Source organism: Myxococcus sp. MISCRS1, assembly GCF_026626605.1.
GTDB lineage: Bacteria > Myxococcota > Myxococcia > Myxococcales > Myxococcaceae > Myxococcus > Myxococcus fulvus.
On sequence record NZ_JAPNKB010000001.1, the window covers coordinates 7,317,698 to 7,343,041 of the forward strand.

Below are 25,344 nucleotides of genomic sequence, written 5' to 3' on the forward strand. Positions count from 1 at the left end.
GCTCACCCTCCCGCGGGTGGAGTCCTACGGGGACATACGAACCGACGTGGCGCGATGGGCGGTGCTCAGGCCCCAGGCGCGGCGCCGTGCTCCAGCTCCTCGGGGTGCAGGTGGAACCAGCGCGCGATGAGCATCACCTCCTGCGCCTCGTGGGCCTTGAGGCCGAGCGTCTCGGGCTCGGGGCGCTCGAAGACCTCCCGCGCGCGCGCGGCGAGCGCTTCGTGTTCCTGGGGTGTGCGGGGCGCGGGGCGCTCATCGCGCACGCTGCCTCGTCGCAGGATGTAGACGCGGTCCTCTCCGGCGTAGCCGGGCACGGTGTACACGAAGGACAGGCGCTTCATCGTCCGTCCCAGGGAGACCATCCACCCGCGCAGCGCCTCGAGCCGCTCCGCGCGGTCCCTCAGCTCCGCGGCGTACTCGAACTGGAGGCGGCGCGCGGCCAGCGCCATGCGCTCGCGCAGGAGCACGAGCGGCGCGTCGGACGTCCCCTCCAGGAAGGCCCGGGCCTGGGTGACGCGCGCGTGGTACTCCGCATGCGTGCAGCCCGCGGCGCAGGGAGACAGGCACCGCGAGAGCTGACCGCGCATGCACAAGGGCTCCAGCTTCACCGGGAAGAGCTGCCCCTGGTCCGCCAGCCGCATCGGCGTGTCCGCGGCGCAGTCGCGCAGCTCGAGCAGGTCGTTCACCGCGCGGACCACCTCGGACACCGCGCCTGGCCCGTGGAAGGGGCCGTAGTAGTCGCCGCTGGCGCCGTTGACGCGCCCCACCACGTGCAGGCGCGGGATGGCCTCCTTCGTGAGGTGCAGGAAGCAGTGTCCCCGGTCCCGCTTGTGCTCCACGTTGTAGAGGGGGCGGTGCTGCTTGATGAGGCGCAGCTCGCGCAAGAGCGCGGCGAACTCGCTGGGCGTGTGCTCCCACTCGACGTGGTGCGCGTGGCCGATGATGTCCGCGGCCTTCTCGCCCGGCTCCGCGCGGAAGTAGGAGAGCAGCCGCGAGCGCACGCGCACCGACTTGCCCACGTAGAGCACCTCGCTCGACGGCCCCAGCATCCGGTACACGCCGGGCCGGTTCTCGGCGTGCGCGCGGACGTGGTCGAGGAGCGTGGCGATGCGGGAAGACATGGTGCGGAGGCGCACGGCGCCACGGGCGCCGGACGGGACACCGTACACCTCGCTGGAGGCGGTGGGGGAATGGCCGCGCCGGCCGCGTCATGCCTGGGTGTGGGGCGAGCCGCCCGGCACCACCCTGGCGAGTGGGCGAGCGGCGCCGTGCAACCAGGCTCCGTGTCGGAACGTGTATCCCTGGGTTTGTGAAGTTTTGTCAGGTGACTTGTTTCGATGAGTTAACGTCGTTAAGTGGATGGCCGATGTAAACCCGCGCCCACGAGAGGGCCGGGCCTTGGCCCGCCCGAGCCGGTGCGGGCGGGAGTCGCGTCATGATGCGTGCCCCGTCGTTGAGCCTGTGCGCCGCGTGGGTGAGCGGTTTCGCCGTCCTCCTGTTGGGTCTGCAGTCGGTGGCGGGGTGCTCTCCTCCCGCCACCGCGGCGTCGGAGCGCGCCTCCCGTGAAGAGGCTCCGGTGCGGGTCCGCTCGGCGGTGGTGATGGAGGAGGAGGTCGCCCAGCCCGTGCGGGCCAGCGGCGCGCTGGCCGCGAAGCAGGAGTCGCGGCTGTCCTTCAAGCTGGGTGGCATCGTCCGGCAGGTCTCCGCCGAGGAGGGCCGCGCGGTGACGCGCGGGCAGGTGCTGGCGGCGCTGGACCCCTCGGAGGTGGGCCCGCAGGTGGCGCAGGCGCGCGAGGCTCGGGACAAGGCCGCGCGGGACTTGGAGCGGGCCCGGAGTCTGTTCGAGGCCCAGGTCGCCACCCGCGTGCAGCTCCAGGACGCCGCCACCGCGTTCGAGGTCGCGGAGGCGGGCCTGAAGGTCGCCACCTTCCAGCAGCGTCAGACGAGCCTCGTCGCGCCCGCCGCCGGCCGCATCCTCCGGCGGATGGTGGAGCCCGGCGAGGTGGTGGCGCCCGGACAGGCGCTCTTCCTGTTCGCCAGCGAGGAGGACGGCTGGGTCGTCCGCGTGGAGCTCGCGGACCGTGACGTGGTGCGCGTGAGGGAAGGGGACTCCGCGGAGGTGTTCCTGGATGCCTATCCGGGGCGGACCTTCCAGGCGCGGGTGCGGGAGATCGCCAGCGCCGCCACGCAGGGGCTCGGCACGGCCGAGGTGGAGCTGGAGCTGCTCATGTCCCCGTCGGACGCCGCGCCGAGGTTGTTGTCCGGGCTCTCCGCCAAGGCGCGCGTCTTCCCCTCGGAGCGGCGGGCGCTGCGCTTCGTCCCCGTGGAGGCGCTGCTGGAGGGGGACGGCGACACGGCCAGCGTCTTCGTCCTGGCCCAGGACGGCCAGCGCGCGACGCGGCGGCGGGTGCGCGTGGCGTTCCTCTCCTCCGAAACCGGCCGCGCGGCGTTGTCCGAGGGCGTCGAGGCGGGCGCCCAGGTCGTCACCGATGGAGTGTCCTTCCTGCGCGAGGGCCAGCCGGTGGCGGTGGTGGAGGCGCGATGAGGCTGTCCACGGCGGCGGTGAAGAATCCCCAGCTCACCCTGGTGGTGTTCGCCATGTTGGTGGCGCTGGGCGTCTCCAGCGCGCTCTCCATTCCTCGCGCGGAGGACCCCGTCTTCCCGATGGCGAGCTTCACGGTCGTCGCCGTCTACCCCGGCGCGAGCCCCTCGGACCTCGAGCAGCTGGTGGTGGACCCGCTGGAGGACGCGTTCGAGGAGCTCGACGACGTGAAGGAGGTGTCCAGCCAGATGGAGGACGGGCTGGCGCAGGTGGAGATTGAATTCGAGTCGTCCTCCGACGTGGGCGACAAGCACGCGGAGGTGCTGCGGCAGGTCACCGCCACCCGGCCCAGGCTCCCGTCGGGGCTGGTGCGCCTGGAGGTCATCCGCCACAGCGCGTCGAACGTGAGCGTGGTGCAGCTGGCGTTGGTGGGGCCGCACGTCCCGGCGCGCGAGCTGGAGCGGCGCGCGGATGACCTCTCGGACCGGCTGGGGCGCGTGGCGGGCGTGAAGAAGGCGGAGGTCTTCGCGGCGGCGAAGCAGGAGGTGCGCGTGTCCCTGGACCCCGAGCGCCTGGCGCGCGTGGGCGTGTCCCTGGACCAGGTGCTCCAGGCGCTCACGGGCGCCAACCTCAACATCCCCGCGGGCAGCGTGGACGTGGGCACGCGCCGCTTCAACGTGAAGACAGGCAGTGAGTTCACCTCGCTCGAGCAGGTGCGCGCCACGGTGGTGGCCGGCGGCGCGTCCGGCGTGGTCCGGGTGTCGGACGTGGCCGAGGTGTCCTTCCGCGACCAGGACGCCGTGCACCTGGGCCGCTACAACGGGGAGCGCGCGGCCTTCGTGGGCGTCACACAGAAGGACGGCGGCAACGTCTTCGCGGTGCGCGACGCGGTGCTGGAGGTGGCCCGGGTGTGGGCGGAGGAGCTGCCGTCGGGGATGCGCCTGGAGACGGGCTTCGACCAGTCGCTCCAGGTGAAGAGGCGGCTGGGCGGCTTCGCGGTGGACTTCGCGCTGGCGCTGGCGCTGGTGCTGGTGACGCTCCTGCCGCTGGGCTTCCGGGCGAGCCTCGTCGTGATGGTCTCGATTCCATTGTCCCTGGCCCTGGGGCTGGCCGCGCTGCACCACGCGGGCTTCACGCTCAACCAGCTCTCCATCGTCGGCTTCGTCATCGCGCTGGGGCTGCTGGTGGATGACAGCATCGTGGTGGTGGAGAACATCGCGCGCTTCCTGCGCATGGGGCGCACCCGGGTCCAGGCCGCCATCGAGGGGACGTCCCAGATTGGCCTGGCCGTGCTCGGCTGCACCGCCACGCTGGTGCTGGCCTTCGTGCCGCTGGTGTTCCTGCCCGGCACCTCCGGCCAGTTCATCCGGGGCCTGCCCATGGCAGTGGTGTTCACCATCCTCGCGTCGCTGCTGGTGTCGCTCACCGTGATTCCGCTGCTGTCGAGCCTGGTCCTCTCGAAGGACGAGCACCCGGAGGGCAACCGGGTGCTGCGCTGGCTCCACCACGGCATCGAGCGGGTGTACCGGCCCGTGCTGCACCGCGCGCTGGCGCGTCCCGTGCTGACGCTGGGGGTGGCGGCGGGGCTCTTCGCGGGCAGCCTCGCGCTGGTGCCTGTGGTGGGCTTCAGCCTCTTCCCCAAGGCCGGCGCGCCCATGTTCTACGTCCAGGTGGAGACGCCCGAGGGCACCAGCCTCACGGAGACCGACCGCGCGGTGCGCTTCGTGGAGGCCGTGCTGCGCCGCCGTCCGGAGGTCCGCTCGGTGTCCGCCAACGCGGGCCGGGGGCAGCCCTCCGTCTACTACAACGTGCAGCCCAGCCCCGAGCGCCCCAATGTGGGCGAGGTCTTCGCGCAGCTGGAGTCGTATGACGCGCGCCAGACGCCCGCGCTGCTCGACCTGCTGCGCGCGGAGCTGTCCACGTACCCGGGCGCGCGCATCGAGGTGCGCGAGTTCGAGCAGGGGCCGCCCATCGAGGCGCCGGTGGCGGTGCGGCTGGTGGGGCCGGAGCTGGAGCCGCTGCGCGAGCTGGCGGACCGGACGCAGCGCGTATTGGAGAGCACCCCGGGCACCCTCTACGTGAAGAACCCGGTGCAGACGCGCCGCACGGACCTGCAGGTGGAGGTGGACCGGGAGAAGGCGGGCCGGCTGGGCGTGCCCGCGGCGGAGGTGGCGCGCGCGGTGCGCTTCGGGCTCGCGGGGCTGCCCGCGGGCTCCTTCCGGGACGAGGAGGGCGACGACCACCCCATCCTGGTGCGGCTGCCCCTGGAGTCGGGCGCGTGGCCCGCGCTCGGCGCGCTGGAGCGGCTGCACGTGGCGAGCGTCACCGGCGCCCAGGTGCCGCTCGGACAGGTGACGCGGGTGCGACTGGAGGCGGGCCCCAATCGCATCACCCATCACGAGGGCGAGCGCTCCGTCACCGTCTCCGCGAGCGTGGCCACCGGCTTCATCAACGACAACGTCATCCAGGAGGCGATGCGCCGGTTGGACGCGGAGGTGAAGCCGCCCGCGGGCTATCGCCTGGAGATGGCGGGAGAGCTGAAGAGTCGTCAGGAGAGCTTCGACGGCGTGTCCGCCGCCGGCATCATCGCGGCGTTCGGCGTGCTGGCGGTGCTGGTGCTGGAGTTCCGCACGTTCCGAGGCGCGCTCATCGTGGCGTCGGTGATTCCGCTGGGCCTGGTGGGCGGCATCGCCGCGCTGTGGCTCACCGGCAACACGCTGTCCTTCACCGCGTCCATCGGCTTCATCGCGCTGGTGGGCATCGAGGTGAAGAACAGCATCCTGCTGGTGGACTTCACGAACCAGCTGAGGGCCCGGGGCCTGTCGGTGGACGCGGCCATCGAGCAGGCGGGCGAGACGCGCTTCTTGCCCATCCTGCTCACCACCCTCACGGCGCTCGGCGGCCTGTTGCCCCTGGCGCTGGAGAACAGCAGCCTCTACTCACCCCTGGCGTGGGTCATCATCGGCGGGTTGATTTCCTCCACCGTGCTCACCCGCGTGGTGACGCCCGTGGTGTACAAGCTGCTGGCCCCGGAGGTGGAGCCCGAAGCCGAGGCTCGCGAGCCGGCCGTGTCCGGCGGTAGCGTCCTGTCCCCCGGAGGCGCGGTGTAGCGGCACGAGCGAGGCATCATGGGCATCAAGGAGCGGCGAGAGCGGGAGAAGCAGGCGACGCGGCAGCGCATCCTGGACGCGGCGCGCGAGCTCTATGGCCAGGAGGGCTACGAGGCGATGACCATGCGCCGGGTCGCCGAGCGCATCGAGTACAGCCCCACCGCCATCTACGTCCACTTCAAGGACAAGGCCGCGCTCGTGCGGGAGCTGTGCACGCACGACTTCCTGCGCTTCGCGGAAGTGCTCAACAAGGTCGCCCGGGTGAAGGACCCGCTGGAGCGGCTCAGGAAGATGGGGCGCGCGTACGTCGACTTCGCCCGCGAGCACCCCACCACCTACCGGCTGCTCTTCATGGACCGCCTCCCCGCCGAGGTGGGGTCCAAGTCGGAGGAGTCCCTCGAGCAGGACAACCCGGAGCAGGACGCCTATGCCTTCCTGCGCAAGACGGTGCAGGAGGCGAAGGACGCGGGCTGCTTCAAGCCCGAGCACCAGGACGTGGAGCTGGTGAGCCAGGTGGTGTGGGGCGGGGTGCATGGGCTGGTGGCCCTGCATCTGGTCAAGACCCAGGAGGACCCGTGGGTGGACCTGCGCCCGCTGCCGCGCGCGGCGGAGCTGATGGTGGAGCTGCTGCTGGAGGGCCTCGCGAAGAAGCCCTCCAGCCCGGCGGGGCTCAAGCGGGCTCGATGAAGTTGAGCCGGTAGCCATCCGGGTCGGTGACGACGACCTCCCGGGTGTGCCAGGGCTGCACGGCGGGACCTTCCACCGGGGCCCCCTGGGCCTGGGCGCGCAGGAGCAGCTCGTCCAGTCCGCTGGGGCCCTCGACACGGATGCCCACGAGCACGCCCAGCCCCCGCCGTCCTTCCAGCTGGAGCTGCGCCGGAGGGGCGACGAGGTAGACGTCCACCGCGCCCGCCCACTGGAGGCGGACGAAGGGCGGCTCGGACTGGGTGCGCTCGAAGCCGAGCGCCTCGTAGAACGCGAGCGAGCGCGGCAGGTCCGTGACGAGCAGCTTGACGAACGCCGTGCTCACTTCTTGAGGCCTTCGGCCACCAGGGCCGCCTGCACATGGGGACGCTCGGCGACGCGGGCCTGGAAGGCGCGCACGGCCGGGAACGGCTCCAGGTCCACCTTCATGGGCGCCGCCCAGTTCAGCACGGTGAACAGGTACGCATCCGCGACGGTGAACTGCTCACCCATCAGGAACGGCTGCTTCGCCAGCACGCCGTCCAGCGTCTTCAGGCGCTGCGCGATGCGCTCCTTGTAGATGGCCTTGCCGTCCTCGGGGAACGCCGGGTTGAACAGGGGGCTGAAGGCCTTGTGCAGCTCGGTGGAGATGAAGTTGAGCGTCTCCTGGAGCTGGTAGCGCGGCAGCGTGCCGTTGGCCGGGGCCAGCTTGGACTGGGGCGCCTGGTCCGCGATGTACTGGACGATGGCGGGGCCCTCGGTCAGCACGTTGCCGTCGTCGAGCACGAGCGCGGGGACATAGCCCTTGGGGTTGACCGCGAGGAAGTCCGCGCCCGTCTCCGTCTTCTTGGAGCGCAGGTCGACCTTCTCGACGTCGAACTTCAGGCCCGCCTCACGCAGGACGATGTGCGGGGACAGGGAACAGGCGCCATTCGTGTAGTAGAGCTTCATGGTGCAAGACCTCGCGTGTGGGATTCGCGGCGCGCAGTTGTGCACCTTCCCGAGGTGGGATGCCACCGTTTCCGTGGTGCTCCCACGGCCTGCCTCGTCGGTCGGACGGGTGTCGCTCGGGTGACGACGTGGGCTCCTGGGTCCACCGGGCCCCGCTGCCCGGGGGGCGCGCGCGGTGGTAGTTCTCTGCCTCCCTGACCCCCGAGCAAGCCGCGGCCTCGCGTGCGCTCCATCAGGCAGACATGGCCGGCGTCCACCCCGGCCTGGAAGGACCCTATGCGCTTCAAAGCCACTCTGTTGCTACCCCTCGCCCTCCTGGCGTTGGGCGCGATGCCGGCGTGCTCCGGCGACTCCGACGACCCGAAGCCCGATGCCGGTGATTCGCCGGACTCCGGCACTTCCGACTCCGGCACCCCGGACTCCGGTACGCCCGACTCCGGCACGCCGGGTGGCGGTGATGGCGGCACGGGCACCGCGTCGTGTCCGTCCCATGCGCTGTTCTGCGAGACGTTCGAGAGCGGCCAGGGCAGCTGGGATGAGCAGAAGACGCACGCCACCATCACCGCGGATGGCACGAAGCCACACACCGGCTCGCGCTCGCTGCACGTGGTGACGGAGGACGGCATCGACGAGAAGCAGGGCGAGGGAGAGGCCATCGCCCGGTGGATCCGCTCGTTGAGCCCCACGTTCAGCACGCAGTTGTTCGTGCGCGCGCACGTGTTCATGACCTCGCTGCCGGGAGACTTCGGGCAGATGGGGACCTTCTTCGTCCTCTTCTCGGACGCGGGCAATGACTTCGGCGGCTTCGAGCTGCAGGTCATCCAGGACACGGGCTTCGCGCTGGATGACTGGTCCGCGCGCAACGGCCAGGGCTGGAACCGCCAGGGGCCGCCGGTCAACCTGGGCATGTCCACCGGCCGCTGGGTGTGTCTGGAGTGGGAGGTCCGTCGCCCCACCGCGTCCAGCACGCACGGCACCACCACGGTGTACGTGGATGGCGCGAAGGCGCACGAGTTCACCGAGATTGGCATGCGCTCGTTCAACACCTTCATGGTGGGCTACGGCTTCGTCCATCCGCAGGGGCCGTCCGCCTCCGAGACGTGGATCGACAACGTCGCGGTGAGCAGCACCCAGCGCATCGGCTGCGAGTAGCGCCCCCGCGCCTCCGGGCCCCCTCCCGCTCCGGGGCCCGGGGCCTTCGCGCGTCGCCTTGTCAGGTTGAAGGATGAAGCTTCGTGTTTGTGTGACACGAAGCTTCGTGCTCACCACGGGGCTGGCATCGAAAGGCAGCGGGTCATGTCGTTGAAGGAGCTTGCGCGCCAGACGGTGCGCATCACGGAGCAAGGACAGTACGTGGCGCCCTCGGGCCGGGTGGTCCAGGTGGGCGACCTGGTGGAGCGAGCGGTGCGGGGGACGGTGCTCTACCGCCCCGAGGACTTCTCGGGACTGACGCCTCGGGGGCTGGCGGCCGGCACGGCGCCGCGCATCGAGGTGACGGGCGAGAAGACGGGGCAGGCGGCGCGCAGGCTGGTGGAGGAGGAGGGGCTGACGCGTGTCGCGGCGCTCAACTTCGCCTCCGCGAGGAACCCGGGCGGCGGCTTCCTGGGCGGCGCCAAGGCGCAGGAGGAGGACCTGGCGCGCTGCTCGGCGCTCTATCCCTGCCTGCTCACGCAGCGCGAGTACTACGACGCCAACCGCGAGGAGCGCTCGGCGCTCTACACGGACCACCTCATCTATTCGCCGGACGTGCCGTTCTTCCGCGACGACTCGCTGGAGCTGTTGGAGCGGCCCTTCCTCCTCTCGATGCTCACCGCGCCCGGGCCCAACGCGGGCGTGGTGCTGCGAGAGGACCCTCGGCAGCGGCGTCAGCTCCACGCGGTGCTGCGGGCGCGCGCCTTGAAGGTGCTCCAGGTCGCCGCGCATCAGGGGCATGAGGTCCTGGTGCTGGGGGCGTGGGGCTGCGGCGTCTTCCGCAACGAGCCGGCGGAGGTGGCCCAGGCCTTCTCGAGCGCGCTGACGCAGCTGTACGGCGCCTTCTCGCGCGTGGTCTTCGCCGTGTACGAGCGGGGCGGGGACGGGCCGAACCTGCGCGCCTTCCAGGAGCACTTCGGCGGCGGAGGGGCGCGGATTTAACTCCGTTTAATCCCACGCCCGTCCCGATTTGGACGACAACTCCCTGGAGCAGCCGCTCGAGGGGGAAGCCGATGCATGGGGACTGGCGCAGTGTTGGGGACTCGCGGGAAGAGACGTCACTCGTGTTCCGGCGGCTGGATGCTCGCACCGTTCGCGTCCTCGGCGGCCCCCGGGAGATGTTGACGGTGCTGGAGGACTTCGCGCGCGGCGAGGGGGGCGCCGCGGCGGAGGTGCTCGAGCCCGGCGTCTGCGCGAGCTGGCGAGGCTGGCGGCTGGATGTCGACGCCACCGAGGTCCTGGGGCGCGCGTCGTACGCGCAGCTCATGGGCCGGGGCGGCCTCCAGCCCATGCGCGTGGCCACGGGCCTGGCGGGGCGGGGCCGGGAGCTGAGCGTCTTCACCCAGGATGCTCGCACGGGCCGGGAGGACTTCCGCTACACGCTGCTGCTCGGCGACGTCGTGCTGGGCATCCGGGGCGAGGTGGACGCGCCGGAGCGCCACGTCTACGACGTCACGCTCCGGGGCGTGGCTCAACTGCTCGTGCGTGCGCTGCGGCGGGTGCATGCGCGGTGCGCGGCGCACGGCGACACGGCGGTGCTCGTCTTCACGGCGGAGGAGGCGGAGCAGCTTCGCCAGGGCGCGCGGGACTGGTGCGCGGCCACCGGGGACGAGGGGTGCCCGGAGTGGGTGTCTCACGTGGCCGACGCTGAGTCCGCGGAGGAGGCCCTCCGGGGGCTCGTCACCTCCACCGACGACGCGGCCCGCATCGCCGAGCATCTCTTGGAGCTGGGGGCCTTCCTGCTGGAGTCCGAGGCGGCGAATGCCCGGGACGGGGCCGGGGTGGAGTTGCCCGCGTGGCGTCAGGAGTAGCGCGCGAAGGCGGACGCGGCCATGGGCACCGGCTCCGAGGAGAGCTCCGGCTCCGTGGAGGTCAGCGGCGGGTAGGCATCCACCGGTGACGCGCGTCCCACGACGAACTCCGCGGCGCTTCGCAGCTTCTCCAGCGCGCGCTCGGTGCAGTGCAGGGTGATGAGCGGCAGGAAGCCGGGCTCGCTCATCCACTTCACCGCGCCCAGCAGGTGGTTCGCGCTCAGGAACCGCATCACGTCATCCCGCAAGGCACGGCTCTCCTCGCCTGCTGCGACGAGGGCGGCGCGCCTGTCTCGGGGAGGCGGAGCCGGACGTGGCTCGCGCTCCTCCCGGGGCATGATGATGGTCTCGATCCACATCGGAGCGCCCTCCGGACGTAAGACCTGGGGGCTCGCTGACCGGGTACGGCTGCTTGCTCCCTGGCCCTCAGGTAACCGGGGAATGATGCGCGATTTCACTTCCGGTTGTTTTCGTCCGGGCGCCAATTCCTTCTCGACGGGCGACAAAATGTGAAAAATCGGAGTGATATTGGAACCCACGATGTCGGCTGGGGACTCACCGGGTAGGTGCGGCTCGCGTGGGGCGCACACCCCAGGTGTCCAAGGTGGGACATACGAATGGGACAGGAGGGTGTGTCAGGCTGGGGCACATGAGACCTGGCCGCGCGCTGGAGTTCGAGACGTTGTTCCCGCCGTCCCTCACACAGGGTGAGGGGAGGCGAGCGTCCCGGGCCGGTGACCCGCGTCAGGTCGTGACGAGGTGAGCATGCGCGCCGGCACGACGCCTCCTCCCCGTGGTCGTCGACGTGCCCAGGGCACGGCCTCGCGAGGGAAGCGGGAGCCTCGCGAGGCGGTGGCGCGGACATCCACGCCGCGAGGGGTGGGGCCGCCCGCGGTCTTCGTCGGACGCAAGCAGGAGCTCCAGCGGCTGAGCGGCCTGCTGCGCCGCGTGCGCACCGGCGTGGTGTACGGCCTGCCCGGGGTGGGCAAGTCCGCGCTGGTGGCCGCGGTGGCGGCGCGCCATCGGGGGCCGGTGGTCCACCGGCGCATCGCTCCGGGGGACGCGCTGGACTCGGTGGTGGACGACGCGCGCCGGCTCTTGCGCGAGGCGCCCGTGGCGCAGGCGTTGTCGGACGACGCGCGCCTGGAGGACCTGGCCCGGGAGCTGGATGCTCGCGGGGCGCTGTTCGTGGTGGATGACCTGCACGTGCTCGCGCGCGAGGAGCGCGTGGCGTTGGTGGAGGGGCTCGGCGGGCGGCTGCGAAAGGGCGCGCTCCTGGCCACCTCGCGCGAGGAGCTCCCGCGCCTGGCGACGAGCCCGGACCGCATCGAGCTGCGACTGGATGGGCTGCCGGAGTCCGCCGCGAAGCTGCTGTGGCGTCAGCTGGACGCGCTGTATGGCGCGCGCGAGGGCTTCGCCGCGGCCTGGGCCCGCTCCCGGGGTGTGCCGTTCCTCCTTCGCCGCGCGCACGCGAACGACGCGGACGTGGAGGAGCCGGTGCGCGCGGCGCTCTCGTCGCTGCCGCCGGATGAGCGGCGCGTGGCCGCGGTGCTCGCGCTGTCGGAGCTGCCGCTGCCCGCCTCCGCGCTCGCCGACGTGCTGCCGGACGGTGGCGCCGGCGAGGCGCTGCGAAGGCTGTCGGCCCGGCTCCTCGTGGAGACGGACGCGCGCGGCCGCCATGGCGTGCACGACCTGGTGCGCGAGGCGTTCCAGTCGCTGCTCGGCGCCGAGGAGTCGCGGGCCGCACACGAGGCGCTGCTCGCGCTGCTGTCACGCGAGCCGCTGCCAGAAGTGGTGCGGGTGCGTGCGATGTCCCGACACCTGCAGGCCCTGGGGCGGCACGAGGAGCGTCGGGCCTTCATCGTCGGGGAGGCGGAGGCGCTCGTGCGCCAGGGCGCGGCCGGGGAGCTGCTCACGCTCCTGGGCTCGCTGCCGCCCGCGCTGTGCACGCCCGACGTGGGGCTGGCGCGGGCCCGTGCCCAGGTGCGCCTGTTGGACCTGCGCCGTGCCTACGAGGAGCTCTCGGCGCTGCGCGCGTCGCTCGGTGAGGACGGGGACGCGGACCTGCGCGAGCAGGTGGGCACGGTGCTGGTGCGCGTGGCGCTCTTCTCGCTGCAACTGGACGCGTGTGAGCGGACGCTGCAGTCGATGCCCATGCCGCGCGACGCGGAGGTGTTCCTCCAGCAGCTCCTGGCGTGGGCCGCGCTGCGCTTCTTCCAGGGGCGACTGGATGAGTCCCTGGAGATGCTGGACGCGGCGTGCTCCGCGTCCGAGGACCGGCGCGTGCTCGGCTGGGGGGCCTATGCCCGCGCGCTGATGTGTTGGATTGAAGGCCGGGACGACGGGCTGGAGGAGCCGCTCAACCAGTGTCTGTCCTTGCTGGAGGACGCGCCGCTCAACTCGCGCGGGCCGCTGGTGGCCGCCATGTCCGCGGGCATCCTCAGCAGGCTCGGCCGCTTCGCTCAAGCAGAGGCCGCGCTCGCGGGCGCGCGGGAGAAGCTGGGCCAGCTGGGCGCGCCCAGGCTGGCGCTGGAGCTCGACTGCATCGCCGCCCTCGTCCGGGGCGAGCGCGGAGAGCGCGGGGCCTCGCTCGCGGGCCTGCGGGAGACGTCGGCCCGCGCGCAGCAGGGCGGCTATCTCTTCATCCACCACCTCTCGCGCGTCAGCGCCGGGCGCATGCTGCTGGAGCTGGGGCGGCGCGCGGAGGGGCTCGCGCTGCTCGACGAGGCCGCGGCGGACGCGAGGGCCCGAGGCGCCGAGGGACTGGCCCGCGCCGCCGAGTCCGCCCGTTCCGCCGACGTGCTGAGACAGGTGGAGCGCCCGTCGGTGGTGGAGCCTCGCGAGGTGCGTCCGGGCATGGCGGCGCGGCAGCGGGCGCTGGCGGCGCTGGCCTCGGCGACGGCGGGGGACAGCGTGCGCGCCGAGGGACTCCTGGCCTCGCTGGAGCCGCTGGCGCGCGGCGAGGACTTCGCCCTGGAGCGCGCGCTGGCGCACCTGGCGCGGGCGCTGCTGCACCGGCTGGCCGAGCGCGCGGCGGAGTCGCGTGCCTCGCTGGAGGCCGCGGCGCGCTCCGCGGCGGAGGGCGAGGCGGACCCGGAGCTGATTCCCGAGCTGGCGCGCACGCTCGCCTCGCTGCGGGTGGTGACCTCCACCGGCGCGCGCCTGGCCGTCGAGGCGCCCGTCGCCGCGTCGGACGCGGTGGTGCTCGACGCGCGCCACCACGCGCTGCGCGCGGGGGCTCGCTCCGTCTCACTCGCCAAACGCGTGCTCCCGCGAAGGCTGCTCTACGCGCTGGCCCGACGTCCGGGCCGCACGCTGCCGAAGGAGGACTGTGTGCGGGCCATGTGGGAGGCGGCCTATGACCCGAGGCTGCACGACAACGCGCTGCGCGTGCACGTGCGTCACCTGCGGGAGATGCTGGAGGGCACCGGCGCGCGGCTGGTGTTCGAGGACCCGGGCTATCGCCTCGACGTGCCACCGGGCTTCGCCTTCGTCCGCGATGAGCCCGGCGCGTCCTAGAGCGGCAGCTCCACCGCGAAGGTGGCGCCGCCGCCGGGCGTGTCCTCCACGTGGATGTGGCCGCCGTGCGCCTCGACAATCTGCCGGACGATGTAGAGGCCCAGGCCCATCCCGCCCTGTCGCCGCGCGTTGTCGCCCTGGGTGAAGCGCTCGAAGATGCGCTCGCGGTCCTTCACGGGCACGCCCGGGCCGCTGTCGCACACCGTCAGCTTCGCCTTGTCGCCGTGCCGCGTGAGCGACAGTGACACGGGGTTGCCCGCGCCGTAGCGCAGGGCATTGGACAGCAGGTTGCTCACCACCTGCTCCAGGCGCAGCCGGTCGAAGCGGCCTTCCATCGGCCCGTCCACCTTCGCGCTCAGCGGCACGCCGGTGTGCCGGGCCTCGTCGCCGAAGCGCGCCACCAGGTCCGCCACGACGGCGGCCAGGTCTCCATCGGCGAAGTGGAAGTCCAGCTTGCCCGTGCGGATGCGGCTGACGTCGAGCAGGTTGTCCACGAGCGCGCCCAGCCTGCGCAGCTGGCGCTCGGTGGTGTCCAGCTTCCCCTGGACCTTGGGTGAGCCGAGCGTCTCCTGCGGTTGGCCCTCGGCGAGCCTCCGCAGCAGCTGGGCCTGCAGGCGCAGGGACGTCAGCGGCGTGCGCAGCTCGTGGCTCGCCAGCGAGAGGAAGTCGTCGCGCGTGCGCACCGCCTCCTGCAGCGCGAACTCCGTCTCCTTCAGCGCGGTGATGTCCAGCAGCGCGCCTCGCACCACCATCACCTTGCCCGTCGCGTCGCGCAGCACCCGCGCGCGGCTGGTGAGCCAGTGCCAGGAGCCATCCGGCCAGTGGGTCCTGAAGGTGGAGACGTATGAGTCCGTCTTGCCCGCGGCGATGTCATTCAGCTGCGTCTGCACGGCCGGGCGGTCGTCGGGGTGGAGCGACTCGATGAACCGCTCGTGCGTCCACTCCGCCAGCGGATGGGGATAGCCGTAGAGGCGGTCATGTCCCTCCGAGCGGAACACCTGACCGGTGGCGACGTTGGTCTCCCAGACGGCCATCTGCGCGGAGTCCAGCGCCACCTGGAAGCGCTCGCCGAGCTGACGGAAGCGCTCCTCGGTCCTGGCCACCTCGCTCTCCGCGCGCTGCCTCCGGGTGATGTCCGCGGCGAGCACCACGTCTCCTCGCCCACCACGCGGACATTGACGTCCAGCCAGACACGCGAGGGCAGCTCCGCCAGGAAGCGTCCGCCCTCGCGAGTGGAGAGCGCGGCCATCAAGCGCTCGTGCAGTACGGTGCCCGCGAGCGCGGGCTCGGCTGTCCAGGGCTCCTGCCCCTGCAGCTCCTGGGCGGGCACGCCGAGCAGCGCGGCGGCGCGGCCATTCACCTCGCGGATGCGCCCCTGGGCATCCAGGCAGAGGAACGCCTCGCTCATCATCTCCCGCAACACACACAGGCGGGCCTCGGCGGAGAGCGCAGCTTCGTCGGCGGGCGCGGCGGGCATGGCTCCCGTGGGGATGACAGGGGTGTCCGTGGGAGGGAAGGACACGGTGGACGGCGAGGGGCTCATGTAGACCTGAACCGTCCCCTGGCCCTCCAAATGCGTCAAGTCATCCGCTCCGCCTGGGGAACCACGCTGCGGCGCGGCGTCCGCACGACGGGACATCCACCAGCCCCGACCTCGGCCCCTCCACAGGCCGGCCCCGCGTCGAGGGCGGGACATGCGACTCAGGACCCGCCCGTCGGCGCGGTCGGGTCCACGATGGGTTCCGGCATGACCCACGTCCCGGTGGGGTCCAGGTACGCCTGGTCGAAGGCGTAGAGGATGCCGTTCCAGCGGTCCCAGAAGTCGGCCCAGTTGTACTCGGTGGGCGGCGACGTCAACGGGTTGCCGTCGCGGTCCGGCTGGCTGTTCGCATAGTCGGCGTAGTTCCAGATGACCGTGCCGAACTCGGTGCGCAGCAGCGGGGTGAGGGCCCGCAGCAGCGCGACGCGGGACACCTCGTCCGAGCGGGGTGAGGCGGGCGAGAAGACGGGCTGCGCCATGTCGTGCTGCTCGCGCCAGGCGATGTAGTTGTTGGCCACGGCGATGAGCGCGTCGCGGGTGGCGGGGCTCGTGGACAGGCGGGCCTGCTCGTAGAGTGCGAAGGCCGCGACCAGCAGGCTCTTGTAGTGCATGTCCGGGAAGAGCTGGTCGAACTGATAGGGGCGCGGCGTGTCGAACGCGTGCGCCAGCGCGTAGTCGTAGGCCTGCACGGCCTGGGCGGGCACTGCGTCCACCAGCGTGAACTCCGTGAGCACGCGCTCGGGCGTCACCGCGCCGACGGCGCTCCGGCGCCACGCCAGGTAGAGCTGCCCCGAGCCGCCGATGTCCGAGAAGATGGCGAGGTTGCCCTCGTGCAGGGTGCGCTCCAGCGTCAGCACCAGGTTCTCGACCTTGTCGAGCGGCCAGAAGCCCGGCGAGGACTGGTAGAGCGCGGCGAAGCGCGCGGCGGTGATGCTCAGCGTGCGCGCGTCCAGGAGCGCCGCGGTGTTGAGCGAGGTGATGAGCGCGCCGAGCGAGGCCGCCGCGTCCGTGGGCACTCCGCGCAGCACCAGCTCCAGGCCCAGCTTCTCCGGCGTGGCGAGCAGCTGGAGGTCGAGCCCCACGCGCTGGAGCGCCTGGAGCACCGACAGCGAGGGCTGTCCCCGCGCGGCGGCGATGATGCGCCTGGCGATGGCGGTGCCGAGCATGCCCTCGCCACCGGTGCGCGAGGCATTGGGCGCGAAGGTGAACCAGGTGGGGCGCACGGCGCTGACGCCACCGGGCTGCAGGGCCGGGTCCAGCACCGCGCCCAGCTCGTAGGCGATGGCGATGTAGCCCTCGGTGATGCGCTGGTTGTCCTCCAGCGGAGTCGTCGTGGGCTGGGCGCTCGCGGAGGCGCAAAAGAAGGCCACGGCGAGCGCGAGCCCTCGAAGGGCGTGAGAAGAACGGAGTGCAGGGAGTCGTCGCATGGGGAGTCCGCCGGGAAGACGTGGGGTCCTGGGGAGGTAGTCACTGCCCAGGCTCTTCCAAAGGCGTGGCGGCCCCGCGCTATTGCGGCGCTGTCGGGTATCCGACGGATGGAGGGGCTTGGGAGCCCATGTGCTCCATGAGGCGTGCTGCTGGCGCGGCGCGCTCAGAGGTGGCGGACGGCGTGCTCCTCCCACAGCGAGCCCGGCGCGGTGAACACGTCGGCGGGCTGGCCTTCGAGGACCCACCAGGCGCCTCGGGCCACCTCCTCCTCGAGCTGTCCGGGGGACCATGCGGAGATGCCCTCGAAGGTGAGGGATTCACCGACGGGCAGGTGCGCCTCGCGGCGTCCTTCGTACCAGGCGATGCCCTCGAGGAGGGGCTGTGCTCCCTCGGGGGCCGGGCGGCGCAGCGTGAGGGTGATGTGGAGCGTGGGGTTCACCGGCCCGCCCCAGCGGTCCACGCCCTCGGGGAGGCGCTCGCCCTGACGGGTGCGCATGCGATTGAGCACCACGCCCCACGTCCTGCGCTGGGCGCCCGCGTCGAGGAGCAGCACCACGGTCTCGTCGAAGTTCTCGGAGACGCGGCCGGGGCGCGCGACGAGCAGCGAGCCCGCACGGAGCGGCGCCGCGGGCAGCTGCTCCAGGGACTTGATCGCGTCGATGGCGCGCGGGAAGAGCACGAGCAGCGCGGCCGCGACGAGCAGCAGCACCCAGCCGAGGTGCCAGCGCGAACGGCGCATCATGAAGCGGGGACCGGACGTGGGCGGGCTCCGGCCGGGTGGAGGAGGGGCGCGCTCACGGCTTGCGGTGGGGCCGCGCGGGAGGCGGGGCCTCCGACATGTGTTCGGCCTTGAAGCGGGCCAGGGCCTGCGCGGGGTCGATCTCCTGGAGCTGCTCGGCCCGGGTCTTCTGGGGCGAAGTGTACGGCGTGAGCTCCGAGGGGGCCTGCTGCTTCGAGCCGCGCAGCCAGCGCCGTGTCAGCGAGAAGAGGACGTAGATGCCGAGCGCCAGCAGGCTGTACTTGAGCAGCCACTTCGCCACGCCGATGAAGAGGCCGACCACGGCGATGGCGACGAGCAGGCCGAGGCCGCCGATGACGAGGACCTCGCCGGCGCTCCACGAGGACTCGCGCTCGTCCGAGCCTGTCGTGTCAGGGGACGCCTGCTCCTTCTGGATGAGGGTGGGCTGCTGAGACTCCATGAGAATCTCCCGACCTGGGCCTGACTGACGCGACCGCGTGTGACTCAGCATAGGAGGGATGCCGTTCGACGGACAGTACGGACAAGCGCGAGCGGCGGTGTCCCGGGCTCATACCGGTTACAGGCGTCGCCAGGGATTCATATCGGTTACAGGGCCTGGGCGGGTCCATCCCGGTGACGCGGGCAATCCGGTGCTCTGTCCGCTCATGGGACGAACATCGAGACGCAATGGGGTTACACGGGCCGCCGAGGGGCGAGCCGGTCCAGGTCCGCGGGTGTGTCCACGTCCTCGCCGCCTCCGGGGAGCGGCACGATGGCGACGCGGGTCGGCTCGTGGGCAATCACCCCACGTGCGCCCTGGGCGGGAGACAGGGCCTCCAGCTCCGGGAACACGGCGCGGGAGAACAGCGCGGGGACGCCGTGCGTGCCGTCGTATCCAGAGGCCACGATGGGCGCACCGGTGGTCCGCCAGGTGTCCACGAGGGCTCGGAGATGTGATGCCGTGACGCGGACCTGGTCACAGAGCATGAAGAGCACCGCGTCCACGTCGGGGGTACCCGAGGACATCGCCGAGAGCCCCATCGTCAGGGAGCCGCCGGGACCGCGCGCCCAGTCGGGATGCTCGATGATTCGCAGGGGGAGGTCGACGAGCTCGGGGGCGATGATGTCCCGATGGGCGCCGAGGACCACGAGCACGGGACCTTCGCCGAGGGACAGGGCCGCTTCGGCGGCGCGTCGGATGAGCGTCTTCCCCTCGTGGACGACGAGCTGCTTGGGATGTCCGAGCCGAGACGAGCCTCCCGCCGCGAGCAACACCACGCCTGCTTGCGCACGGCCCGCCCTCACGCGAGCTTCCGTACGGGGGGCGGCGCCACCGTGTGGATGGGCGCGCGGCGCTCGCGCAGCTTGCCGCCCTCCCGCTCCGACACCACGGCCTGCAGCTCGGCGACGATGGACAGGGCAATCTCCTCCGCGCCCTCCGCGCCAAGGTCCAGCCCCACCGGGGCATGCAGCTTCTCCAGCATCGTCGCGCTCGGCGCGGTGGCGAGCCCCGCGAGCAGCCGCTCCGTGCGGGAGCGTGGACCCAACACGCCCAGATACCGCAGCGGACGCGGGAGCAATCCCGCGAGCAGCTCCTGGTCCTGCGGCAGGCTGTGCGTCATCAACACCACCAGCGCGCGAGGTGACACCGGAACCGACGTCGCCGCCTCACCCGTCTTCGCCGAGACCACCGCGTGCGCGAGGGGGAACCTCCGTCGCAGCGTCTGCGCGGGACGGTCCGCGACCACCGTGACACGCCAGCCCAGGCTCGCGGCCTGCGTCACCACGGGCGCGACGTCGAACCCGCTGCCGAACAACACCAGCTCATGGGGCGGCTCCACCACCTCCACCAGCACGTCCGCGCCGCCACACGGTCCGCTCCACGTGCGGCCCTGCTCCATCGCCTCGCGGGCCGCGACGCGGACGGCATCGCCCAGTGCGCCCGCGATGTGTCCCGCCTCCACGCCATCGTCACGCACCATCCACCGCGTCCCCACGGCCTGCGCGGGGCCCTGGTACACGGTGGCGATGACGGCGCGACGTCCCAGGTTCCGGGCCTCGTCCGCGAAGACCAGGGCATCGGCCGGGCCGGGCTCGCAGCGCTCCAGCAGCACGTCCACGACACCATTGCAGCCGAGCGCGAAGGACAGGCTCCCCTCGTCCTCGATGCCCTCTCCCGTGGAGTCGTAGCGGAGCACGCGAGGCCCGGTGCTCGTCCAGAAGAACGCCTTGCGGACGATGTCGGCCTCCAGGCACCCGCCGCTCACGCCTCCGGCGAGCCAGCCGTCCTCGCCCATCAACATCCGGGCACCCGGCTTGCGGTACGACGAACCCGACACGGCGACCACCGTGGCCAGTACCCAGGGCCCACGGGAGCGCGCGCGAGCGCGGAGGATGGCGTCCAGGTCCTTCATGTTGGCCCCGAGCCTAGCAGACGGCCGCTGACGTCACCGCGCCACAGAGCCGTCACCCGGCCCGGGGGAGACCGCGTGTGTTGGAGACCGGGCAGGGGCTCGCGCGGCGAGTCGCGCGGCCTGGGCGCAGAGGAACACGAGCAACACCGGCTCGATGAAGTACTTGAACCGCATGTTCTCGCCCTTCTCGAAGAGCACGCTCACCGAGACGACGAACATCACCGGCAACACCAGCCCTGCTACCTGGAGCCAGTCCACACGACGCTTCAGCTCCCGCGCGGCCCGCGCTCCCGCGAGGAGCACCAGCACCCAGAGCACGGGCGACGAGAAGACGAAGTCGAGCGGCGCTCGCCACGGCAGCCGGTCCACCAGGACGTTGGGCTGGTAGCGGCTGGACGGCACGCCATACATCACCGCGTTCTCCGCGAACGAAGCGAGCGTCGCGGAGAGGGGCCGCTCGAAGAGGGCCCGACGGCACACGTACTTCAGCCCCACCGAGTACCGCAGGGCATCCAGGTGGTTGTAGTTGTAGTAGCCCCCGAGCTTTTCGTCCGTGCGCAGCACCGCGGCGCTGGACGGTGGCGGCAGGGACCTGGGCAGCACGTTGTCGGGCAGCCGCACCGCGCCGAGGTCCGGCTCGCCCAGGCCGATGGCCCGACAGAAGTTGAGCCCGTCGAAGCTGGACGTCATGGACGTGTTGAACAGGGCGAGCTGCTTGGCGACGTAGGGGCCCGCGAAGAGCGCGACGACGACGAGATAGCGACCCACGCTCCGGGCCGAGGCCCCCCGGAGCGCGAGACACAGGGCCACCAGTGGGAAGAACGGCCACTGGAAGATGGAGCGCAGGAAGAAGAGGACGAGCGACGCGGCGGCGAGCCGGGCGATGGAGCCGTCCTCACGTGGGGGGCGCCACAGCTCGAAGCAGAACCACAGGAAGGCGAGGGCGCTGGCGGCGGTGCTGTCCAGGAGGGTCGCGAAGGCGAGGGTCCCCGGATGCAGCGCCATCAGCACCGCGGCGACGCGGGCGAAACGCCGCCCCGCCACCTGGAAGACCCAGGCATGCACGAGCGTCACCGTGCCAGCGAACACGAGCGCCCAGACGACATAGGTCCAGCGGTCCACGGCGTCGACCAGGGCCAGGTCCTCGAGCGGGCCCTGGAACAAGGCCAGCGCGGCGCGGAGCACGTCCAGCAGGGGCGGCTGGATGTGCAGATACCAGAGGGAGCGCAGCGGCTCGTCGCGCAGCTCGCGCAGTGACAGCGTCTGCATCATCCGCTCGGAGCTCCACGCCTGGAAGCGCAGCCCGTCTTGGGTGAAGCGGCGCAGCCCCGCCTCCAGCACGAGCAGGAACAGGAAGGACGCGGCGAAGACGACACCCCGCTCGCGTCGGCTCGCGACACGGGCGTCGGGCATCGCGGGCGCGTCCGAGGCGAGGGGAGGGGATTCGGCCACCAGGGGCGAGTCTCGCAGCCTCCCGGGGTCCTCGTACAGTTCACGGAGTGTGACCCGGTCCTCCGGGCGGGCGCGGGGAATCACCCGGGGGACTGGATGATTCCCCTGTCTCAGGCTGTACTTGGCTTTCGCATGCCCATCCTGCGTCAGGCCCACGCGCTCCAAGCCCTCCGCGAGCTCGGTCGACTGGCTCCAGACCTCGCCCGCGTCCGCGCCAACCGCTCGTTGGAGGACAGCCTGCGCAGCCTGAGCGAGGCCTGTCAGACGACGCTCGGCATGGAGCTGGAGACGCTCATCCTGTTCGACGCGCGCTCCGTCGTGCGGTTGTTCGGGCACGCCGAGCAGGCGCGCATCCTCGCCCACCTGATGGACGAGCGGGCACGCACGCTCGCCGAGCACGGCGACTTCGTGGGCGCCCTCTCGGACACCGTCTACGCGGGGCAGTTGCTCATGTGCTCGCGCCAGCGCTTCGGTGTCCACAAGGACGCTGGCGCCGCCGACGCGCTGGAGCGCGAGCTGCCCAAGCCCGCGCCCTGATTCGACTCAGGAGGCGCGACCCGTGACGCGCGCCCGGGGCCTGCGCACCCTCTCGGCGCCGCACGCGGCCGCATGACGCGCGAGCGCCTCGTCGAGCGCGGCGTCGTCCAGCTTCACGCCCTTCTGCCGCCACAGGTTGTCCACCTGGAGCACGCCCTCGCGCACGCGCGCCTCCAGCCGTCCCACCAGCTTCCCTCGATGGAGCAGCGGACAGACGTACCACCCCCACTCACGCTGCGCGGCGGGCTTGTAGACCTCCCACGTGTAGTCGAAGCCGAACGCCACGCGCACCAGCTCCCGGTCCCACAGCACCGGGTCCAGGGGCCCGAGGATGCGCATCCTCGCGTCGGGCTCCGGCTGCTCCCGCTCCCGGAAGCCCACGGGCGCCAGGTAGCGCCGGGGCGAGCCGGGAATGCTGACCGCCTCCAGCACGCCCTCGTCGACCAGCGTGTCGGGGAGCGAGGAGGTGCGCACCTCGGTCAGCGTGGACCAGTGGGGACCGCTCGCGCGGCTGAGCAGGCCCGCGGCCTCCACGCGCTCGGTCAGCCCCCAGCGCTCGAACGTCTGCGTCACCCGCGCCTCGGCCATCCGGGGCAGGGCGCGATGCGGGACGTCGTACAGCTTGCCGCCCGGGCCTCGGCCACACACCACCACCTGACAGCGCGTCCACAGGATTTCCAGCGCCATCGCCGTGGCGCGGGCCGTGCCCTTCCAACCACTCCAGTCGATGGGCACCACCGCGCCATGGTCCTTCAGCTCGCGCGACGAGGAACGACCGCGCGCCGTCACCTCCTCGAGCACCGCGTGCAGCACCGCCTCCGGCACCCGCTTGAGTCGCTCCTCCAGTCGCCACCAGGGCGCCTGGGCCGCGCGCTCGCGGTAGTAGGGGAACGCGCTGGCGGGCAGCAGGCAGCGCTCCTTGGCGAAGTGCTCGAAGGCGTGCCCCGGCAGCAGGTGTCGGTACACGTCGCCGCGCGCCAGCCCGTCCACGCGCGCGAGCGCCACCAGGTCCGCGTTGGTGCCGATGACATCCAGCGGGTCCAACTGGATGCAGCGCAGGCGCTTCAGGAGCGCGCGCGCACCCCGGGCCCCCTGCAGCGGGAAGGGGCGCGCGAGCCCGAGGTGCGCGACGAGGAAGCGTCGGGCCTCGTCTGGCGGAAGCACGGTGGCGGGAGGATGCGAGGGCACGGTGTGGACTCTAACGTCGCCACGGCCGCTTGCCGGGGCCATGTGGGCTCAGGGGCCGGATTTCTCGGCGACGCGCTCCACGATGTCCCTGGGCAGCCGGAGGGCCCGCTCGAACTCCAGGCGCACCGGAGCAGGCACGGGAGGCGAGCGCGCGTCGAGCTGCGCGAGCAGCCGCTCCCCCAGCGCGAGGAACTCAAGCCCCTGTCGCGCGAGGCTCCGGCAGAACGGGCGGAGCTCCACCTCGACGCGTGGGGTGATGGGCGTGCCGCTCGCGCTCCGGTCCTCCAGGACCAGCGTGTCCCCGTGGCGCCAGAGCTTCATGGCGGACTCCTCCCAAGGGGCGGCCCGTGCCTCGTCGGCACCGTCGAGGAGCTTGTCCAACGCGAAGAACCAGCTCCACGTCATCCAGAGCTCGTCGACCGAGTCCTCGTCGCTGAAGGCCACGCCGCCCACGTCGATGAAGAAGCCTCCGACGAAGCTGCAGCAGCTCACGCGGGGACGACGGAGCACCTCGTCGAGGTACTCCCGCTCCAGGCCCTGGAGGTCCGCGAGCCCCACCCACCGCTGCTCGACGAACACCCGGAGGTCGGCACGGAAGGACGGAGCGGACATGGCCCCGACTGTACCGTGCAACCTCCTTGCTCGTGTAACCCCATGGCTCGGACGTGGGCCACGGGGACCGCGTCAGTCGCGCTCGCGCGCGTCGGGGTCCTCGGGCTCCGGCTCCAGGCGCGCCTGCCGCTGGCTGGCCTCCCACGACGCCTCCGCGTCGTTCGCATGGACGATGGCGGCCTCCGCGTCATCCTGGGCGCTGGCCCAGGTGGTGTGCCCGCCGGCGTAACCCTCCAGGGGCCGCGGCCCGCGATGGGCCTCCACCTCCAGGTCCCGCTGCTCCTGCTCGCGGAGCCGTTGTCGCTCCTGCTCCCGCTCCCGTTGATGCTGTCGCTCGAGGATGGAGTCATCCGCCATGGCGCCGTCACCTCCTGGCTCCAAACCTGCGGACGAGGGCCGGGCGCCGCAGCGAAGCGACGCCAGGGCCCGGTGGGTCGCATGCTCGGAGGGCGGCCGGAGTGCACCGTCACCCTCCGTGACGTCAGCCTTCGCGCACGCGCAGGACGACCTTTCCGGTCGCGCGCCGGGCGTCCAGTTCGCGCAGCGCCTGCGCGCCCTGCTCCAGGGGGAAGACGGGGCCGACGACGGGCTCGAGCACCCCCTGGTCCGCCATCGCCTCCAGGTCCTTGGCGATGGTGGGCGTCAGCGACGGCTCGTGGATGAGGAAGCCGCCCCACGCCACGCCCACGACGTCGATGTTGCGCAGCAGCAGCTTGTTCACCGCCACCTCGGGGATGCGGCCTCCGGCGAAGCCCACCACCAGCAGCCGTCCCTCCGGCGCCAGCGCCTTGAGGCTCTTGTCGAAGATGTCCCCACCCACCGGGTCCAACACCACGTTGGCGCCCAGGCCGTCAGTCAGCTCCTTGAGCTGCGTGAGCCAGGGGCCCGAGGACAGCAGCACCTCGTGCGCACCCGCCTTGCGGGCCACCTCCGCCTTGCGCTCGTCGCTCACCACCGCCACCACGCGTGCGCCCGCGCCTCGCGCCACCTGGATGGACGCCGTGCCCACGCCGCCCGCGGCGCCGTGCACCACCACCGTCTCTCCCGCCTTCAGCCGGCCCCGGCGGTGCAGCGCGAAGTGCGCCGTGTGGTAGTTCATCACCACGCCCGCGGCGGCCTCGAAGCTCCAGCGCCGGGGGATGCGGAACACCATCTCCGCGGGAATCGCCACCACCTCCGCGAAGCCTCCCAGCCCGAAGCTGAAGGCCATCACCCGGTCTCCCGCCTTCACCGACGCGCCCTCGGGCGCCGAGCGCACCACGCCCGCCACCTCCACGCCCGGCACGAAGGGCAAGGGCGGCTTCAACTGGTACTGCCCCTTCGTCAGCAGCAAGTCGGGGAAGCTCACCCCCGCCGCCACCACGTCGATGAGCACCGCGTCCTGCGCCTCGGGCTCGGCAAGCTCCACCAACGCCAGCCCGTCGGGTCCGTCCAGTCGCTGCAGCTGAAGTGCGCGCATGTGCCTTCCTCCCGGGACGCAAGCCTCGCGCACCCGTCCGCTTCCGCAAAGCAACTCCACGCGCGCGCCGCTGTCAGCTTCGCCCTGAAGGGCGCGTCCACCGTGAGGATTTCCGGCGTCCGTCCGGTGTGGCCCGACACGCACTTGGGTGCTTGGGGGCGCTGGTT

At 72.0% G+C, this 25,344-nt stretch carries 23 protein-coding genes and 1 pseudogene; 8 read left to right on the forward strand and 16 right to left on the reverse strand.

The genetic code is table 11. The features are described from left to right. Positions 1-65: 65 nt before the first annotated feature. The gene (locus OWM54_RS29095) at positions 66-1,121 is read right to left on the reverse strand and encodes a GIY-YIG nuclease family protein (protein WP_267699620.1); all 1,056 of its coding nucleotides are present in this window, start codon (positions 1,119-1,121) and stop codon (positions 66-68) included. 314 nt (positions 1,122-1,435) lie between these two features. Here OWM54_RS29095 and OWM54_RS29100 point away from each other — a divergent pair, with 314 nt between their 5' ends. From OWM54_RS29100 to OWM54_RS29110, 3 genes are read left to right on the forward strand one after another with little or no spacing between them, the layout of a single operon-like run. Further along, complete coding sequence (locus OWM54_RS29100) at positions 1,436-2,545, forward strand: efflux RND transporter periplasmic adaptor subunit (protein ID WP_267699621.1); 1,110 nt, start codon at positions 1,436-1,438, stop codon at positions 2,543-2,545. Next, positions 2,542-5,652, forward strand: coding sequence for an efflux RND transporter permease subunit (locus tag OWM54_RS29105; protein WP_267699623.1), 3,111 nt, complete (start codon positions 2,542-2,544; stop codon positions 5,650-5,652). Before OWM54_RS29100 ends, OWM54_RS29105 begins: the two co-directional genes overlap by 4 nt. 18 nt (positions 5,653-5,670) lie before the next feature. After that, positions 5,671-6,339: a TetR/AcrR family transcriptional regulator gene (locus tag OWM54_RS29110; protein WP_223748343.1), complete on the forward strand. Its 669-nt coding sequence runs from the start codon at positions 5,671-5,673 to the stop codon at positions 6,337-6,339. Here OWM54_RS29110 and OWM54_RS29115 read toward each other — a convergent pair. Together OWM54_RS29115 and gstA are read right to left on the reverse strand one after the other, a co-directional pair. Then, complete coding sequence (locus OWM54_RS29115; RefSeq protein WP_046715961.1) at positions 6,323-6,682, reverse strand: VOC family protein; 360 nt, start codon at positions 6,680-6,682, stop codon at positions 6,323-6,325. The genes OWM54_RS29110 and OWM54_RS29115 overlap by 17 nt on opposite strands. Then, on the reverse strand, positions 6,679-7,287 hold the full coding sequence (gstA, locus tag OWM54_RS29120) for a glutathione transferase GstA (protein ID WP_223748344.1): 609 nt from the start codon (positions 7,285-7,287) through the stop codon (positions 6,679-6,681). Before gstA ends, OWM54_RS29115 begins: the two co-directional genes overlap by 4 nt. Before the next feature lie 276 nt (positions 7,288-7,563). Between gstA and OWM54_RS29125 the strand changes: the two genes are divergently transcribed. The 3 genes from OWM54_RS29125 to OWM54_RS29135 all read left to right on the forward strand — a co-directional run bounded on the left by OWM54_RS29125 (position 7,564) and on the right by OWM54_RS29135 (position 10,289). Beyond that, positions 7,564-8,439 carry a hypothetical protein gene (locus OWM54_RS29125; RefSeq protein ID WP_267699624.1) on the forward strand — a complete coding sequence of 292 codons (876 nt, stop codon included), beginning with the start codon at positions 7,564-7,566 and terminating at the stop codon, positions 8,437-8,439. Between the two features lie 144 nt (positions 8,440-8,583). Continuing rightward, positions 8,584-9,420 (forward strand): TIGR02452 family protein, encoded by an 837-nt coding sequence (locus tag OWM54_RS29130; RefSeq protein WP_267699625.1) that lies wholly within the window; start codon positions 8,584-8,586, stop codon positions 9,418-9,420. Between the two features lie 122 nt (positions 9,421-9,542). Further along, positions 9,543-10,289, forward strand: a complete 747-nt coding sequence (locus tag OWM54_RS29135; RefSeq protein WP_267699626.1) for a hypothetical protein — start codon at positions 9,543-9,545, stop codon at positions 10,287-10,289. On the opposite strand, the gene OWM54_RS29140 is transcribed toward OWM54_RS29135, so the two are convergent. After that, the gene (locus tag OWM54_RS29140; protein WP_223748348.1) at positions 10,280-10,648 is read right to left on the reverse strand and encodes a hypothetical protein; all 369 of its coding nucleotides are present in this window, start codon (positions 10,646-10,648) and stop codon (positions 10,280-10,282) included. The genes OWM54_RS29135 and OWM54_RS29140 overlap by 10 nt on opposite strands. 406 nt (positions 10,649-11,054) lie before the next feature. Here OWM54_RS29140 and OWM54_RS29145 point away from each other — a divergent pair, with 406 nt between their 5' ends. Then, a complete protein-coding gene (locus tag OWM54_RS29145) occupies positions 11,055-13,808 on the forward strand; it encodes a winged helix-turn-helix domain-containing protein (protein ID WP_267699627.1) in 2,754 nt (917 codons plus the stop codon). On the opposite strand, the gene OWM54_RS29150 is transcribed toward OWM54_RS29145, so the two are convergent. From OWM54_RS29150 to OWM54_RS29185, 8 genes and pseudogenes are all read right to left on the reverse strand, one after another. Continuing rightward, complete coding sequence (locus OWM54_RS29150; RefSeq protein WP_267699628.1) at positions 13,805-14,959, reverse strand: PAS domain-containing sensor histidine kinase; 1,155 nt, start codon at positions 14,957-14,959, stop codon at positions 13,805-13,807. The genes OWM54_RS29145 and OWM54_RS29150 overlap by 4 nt on opposite strands. Before the next feature lie 104 nt (positions 14,960-15,063). Continuing rightward, positions 15,064-15,504: pseudogene (locus tag OWM54_RS43280) on the reverse strand (PAS domain-containing protein); the annotation flags it as partial. A 5-nt stretch (positions 15,505-15,509) separates the two neighbouring features. Beyond that, positions 15,510-16,775 carry a hypothetical protein gene (locus OWM54_RS29160; protein WP_420715353.1) on the reverse strand — a complete coding sequence of 422 codons (1,266 nt, stop codon included), beginning with the start codon at positions 16,773-16,775 and terminating at the stop codon, positions 15,510-15,512. Positions 16,776-16,939: 164 nt separating this feature from the next. Then, positions 16,940-17,518, reverse strand: a complete 579-nt coding sequence (locus OWM54_RS29165) for a YqgE/AlgH family protein (RefSeq protein ID WP_267699630.1) — start codon at positions 17,516-17,518, stop codon at positions 16,940-16,942. A gap of 52 nt (positions 17,519-17,570) precedes the next feature. Beyond that, positions 17,571-17,975, reverse strand: a complete 405-nt coding sequence (locus OWM54_RS29170; RefSeq protein WP_267699631.1) for a hypothetical protein — start codon at positions 17,973-17,975, stop codon at positions 17,571-17,573. Between the two features lie 233 nt (positions 17,976-18,208). Continuing rightward, complete coding sequence (locus tag OWM54_RS29175; protein WP_267699632.1) at positions 18,209-18,820, reverse strand: nucleotidyltransferase family protein; 612 nt, start codon at positions 18,818-18,820, stop codon at positions 18,209-18,211. Continuing rightward, a complete protein-coding gene (locus tag OWM54_RS29180; protein ID WP_267699633.1) occupies positions 18,817-19,929 on the reverse strand; it encodes an XdhC family protein in 1,113 nt (370 codons plus the stop codon). The genes OWM54_RS29175 and OWM54_RS29180 overlap by 4 nt, the downstream gene beginning before the upstream one ends. A 33-nt stretch (positions 19,930-19,962) precedes the next feature. After that, complete coding sequence (locus OWM54_RS29185; protein ID WP_267699634.1) at positions 19,963-21,342, reverse strand: hypothetical protein; 1,380 nt, start codon at positions 21,340-21,342, stop codon at positions 19,963-19,965. A 171-nt stretch (positions 21,343-21,513) separates the two neighbouring features. Between OWM54_RS29185 and OWM54_RS29190 the strand changes: the two genes are divergently transcribed. Continuing rightward, positions 21,514-21,918: a hypothetical protein gene (locus tag OWM54_RS29190; protein WP_223748357.1), complete on the forward strand. Its 405-nt coding sequence runs from the start codon at positions 21,514-21,516 to the stop codon at positions 21,916-21,918. A gap of 6 nt (positions 21,919-21,924) precedes the next feature. Here OWM54_RS29190 and OWM54_RS29195 read toward each other — a convergent pair whose 3' ends face one another. From OWM54_RS29195 to OWM54_RS29210, 4 genes are all read right to left on the reverse strand, one after another. Then, on the reverse strand, positions 21,925-23,106 hold the full coding sequence (locus tag OWM54_RS29195) for a DNA glycosylase AlkZ-like family protein (RefSeq protein WP_267699635.1): 1,182 nt from the start codon (positions 23,104-23,106) through the stop codon (positions 21,925-21,927). A 48-nt stretch (positions 23,107-23,154) separates the two neighbouring features. After that, positions 23,155-23,718, reverse strand: a complete 564-nt coding sequence (locus OWM54_RS29200; protein WP_267699636.1) for a hypothetical protein — start codon at positions 23,716-23,718, stop codon at positions 23,155-23,157. Positions 23,719-23,790: 72 nt separating this feature from the next. Beyond that, positions 23,791-24,075, reverse strand: a complete 285-nt coding sequence (locus tag OWM54_RS29205) for a hypothetical protein (protein WP_223781589.1) — start codon at positions 24,073-24,075, stop codon at positions 23,791-23,793. Positions 24,076-24,199: 124 nt separating this feature from the next. Further along, positions 24,200-25,177: an NADPH:quinone oxidoreductase family protein gene (locus OWM54_RS29210; protein WP_267699637.1), complete on the reverse strand. Its 978-nt coding sequence runs from the start codon at positions 25,175-25,177 to the stop codon at positions 24,200-24,202. Between the last annotated feature and the right edge of the window lie 167 nt (positions 25,178-25,344).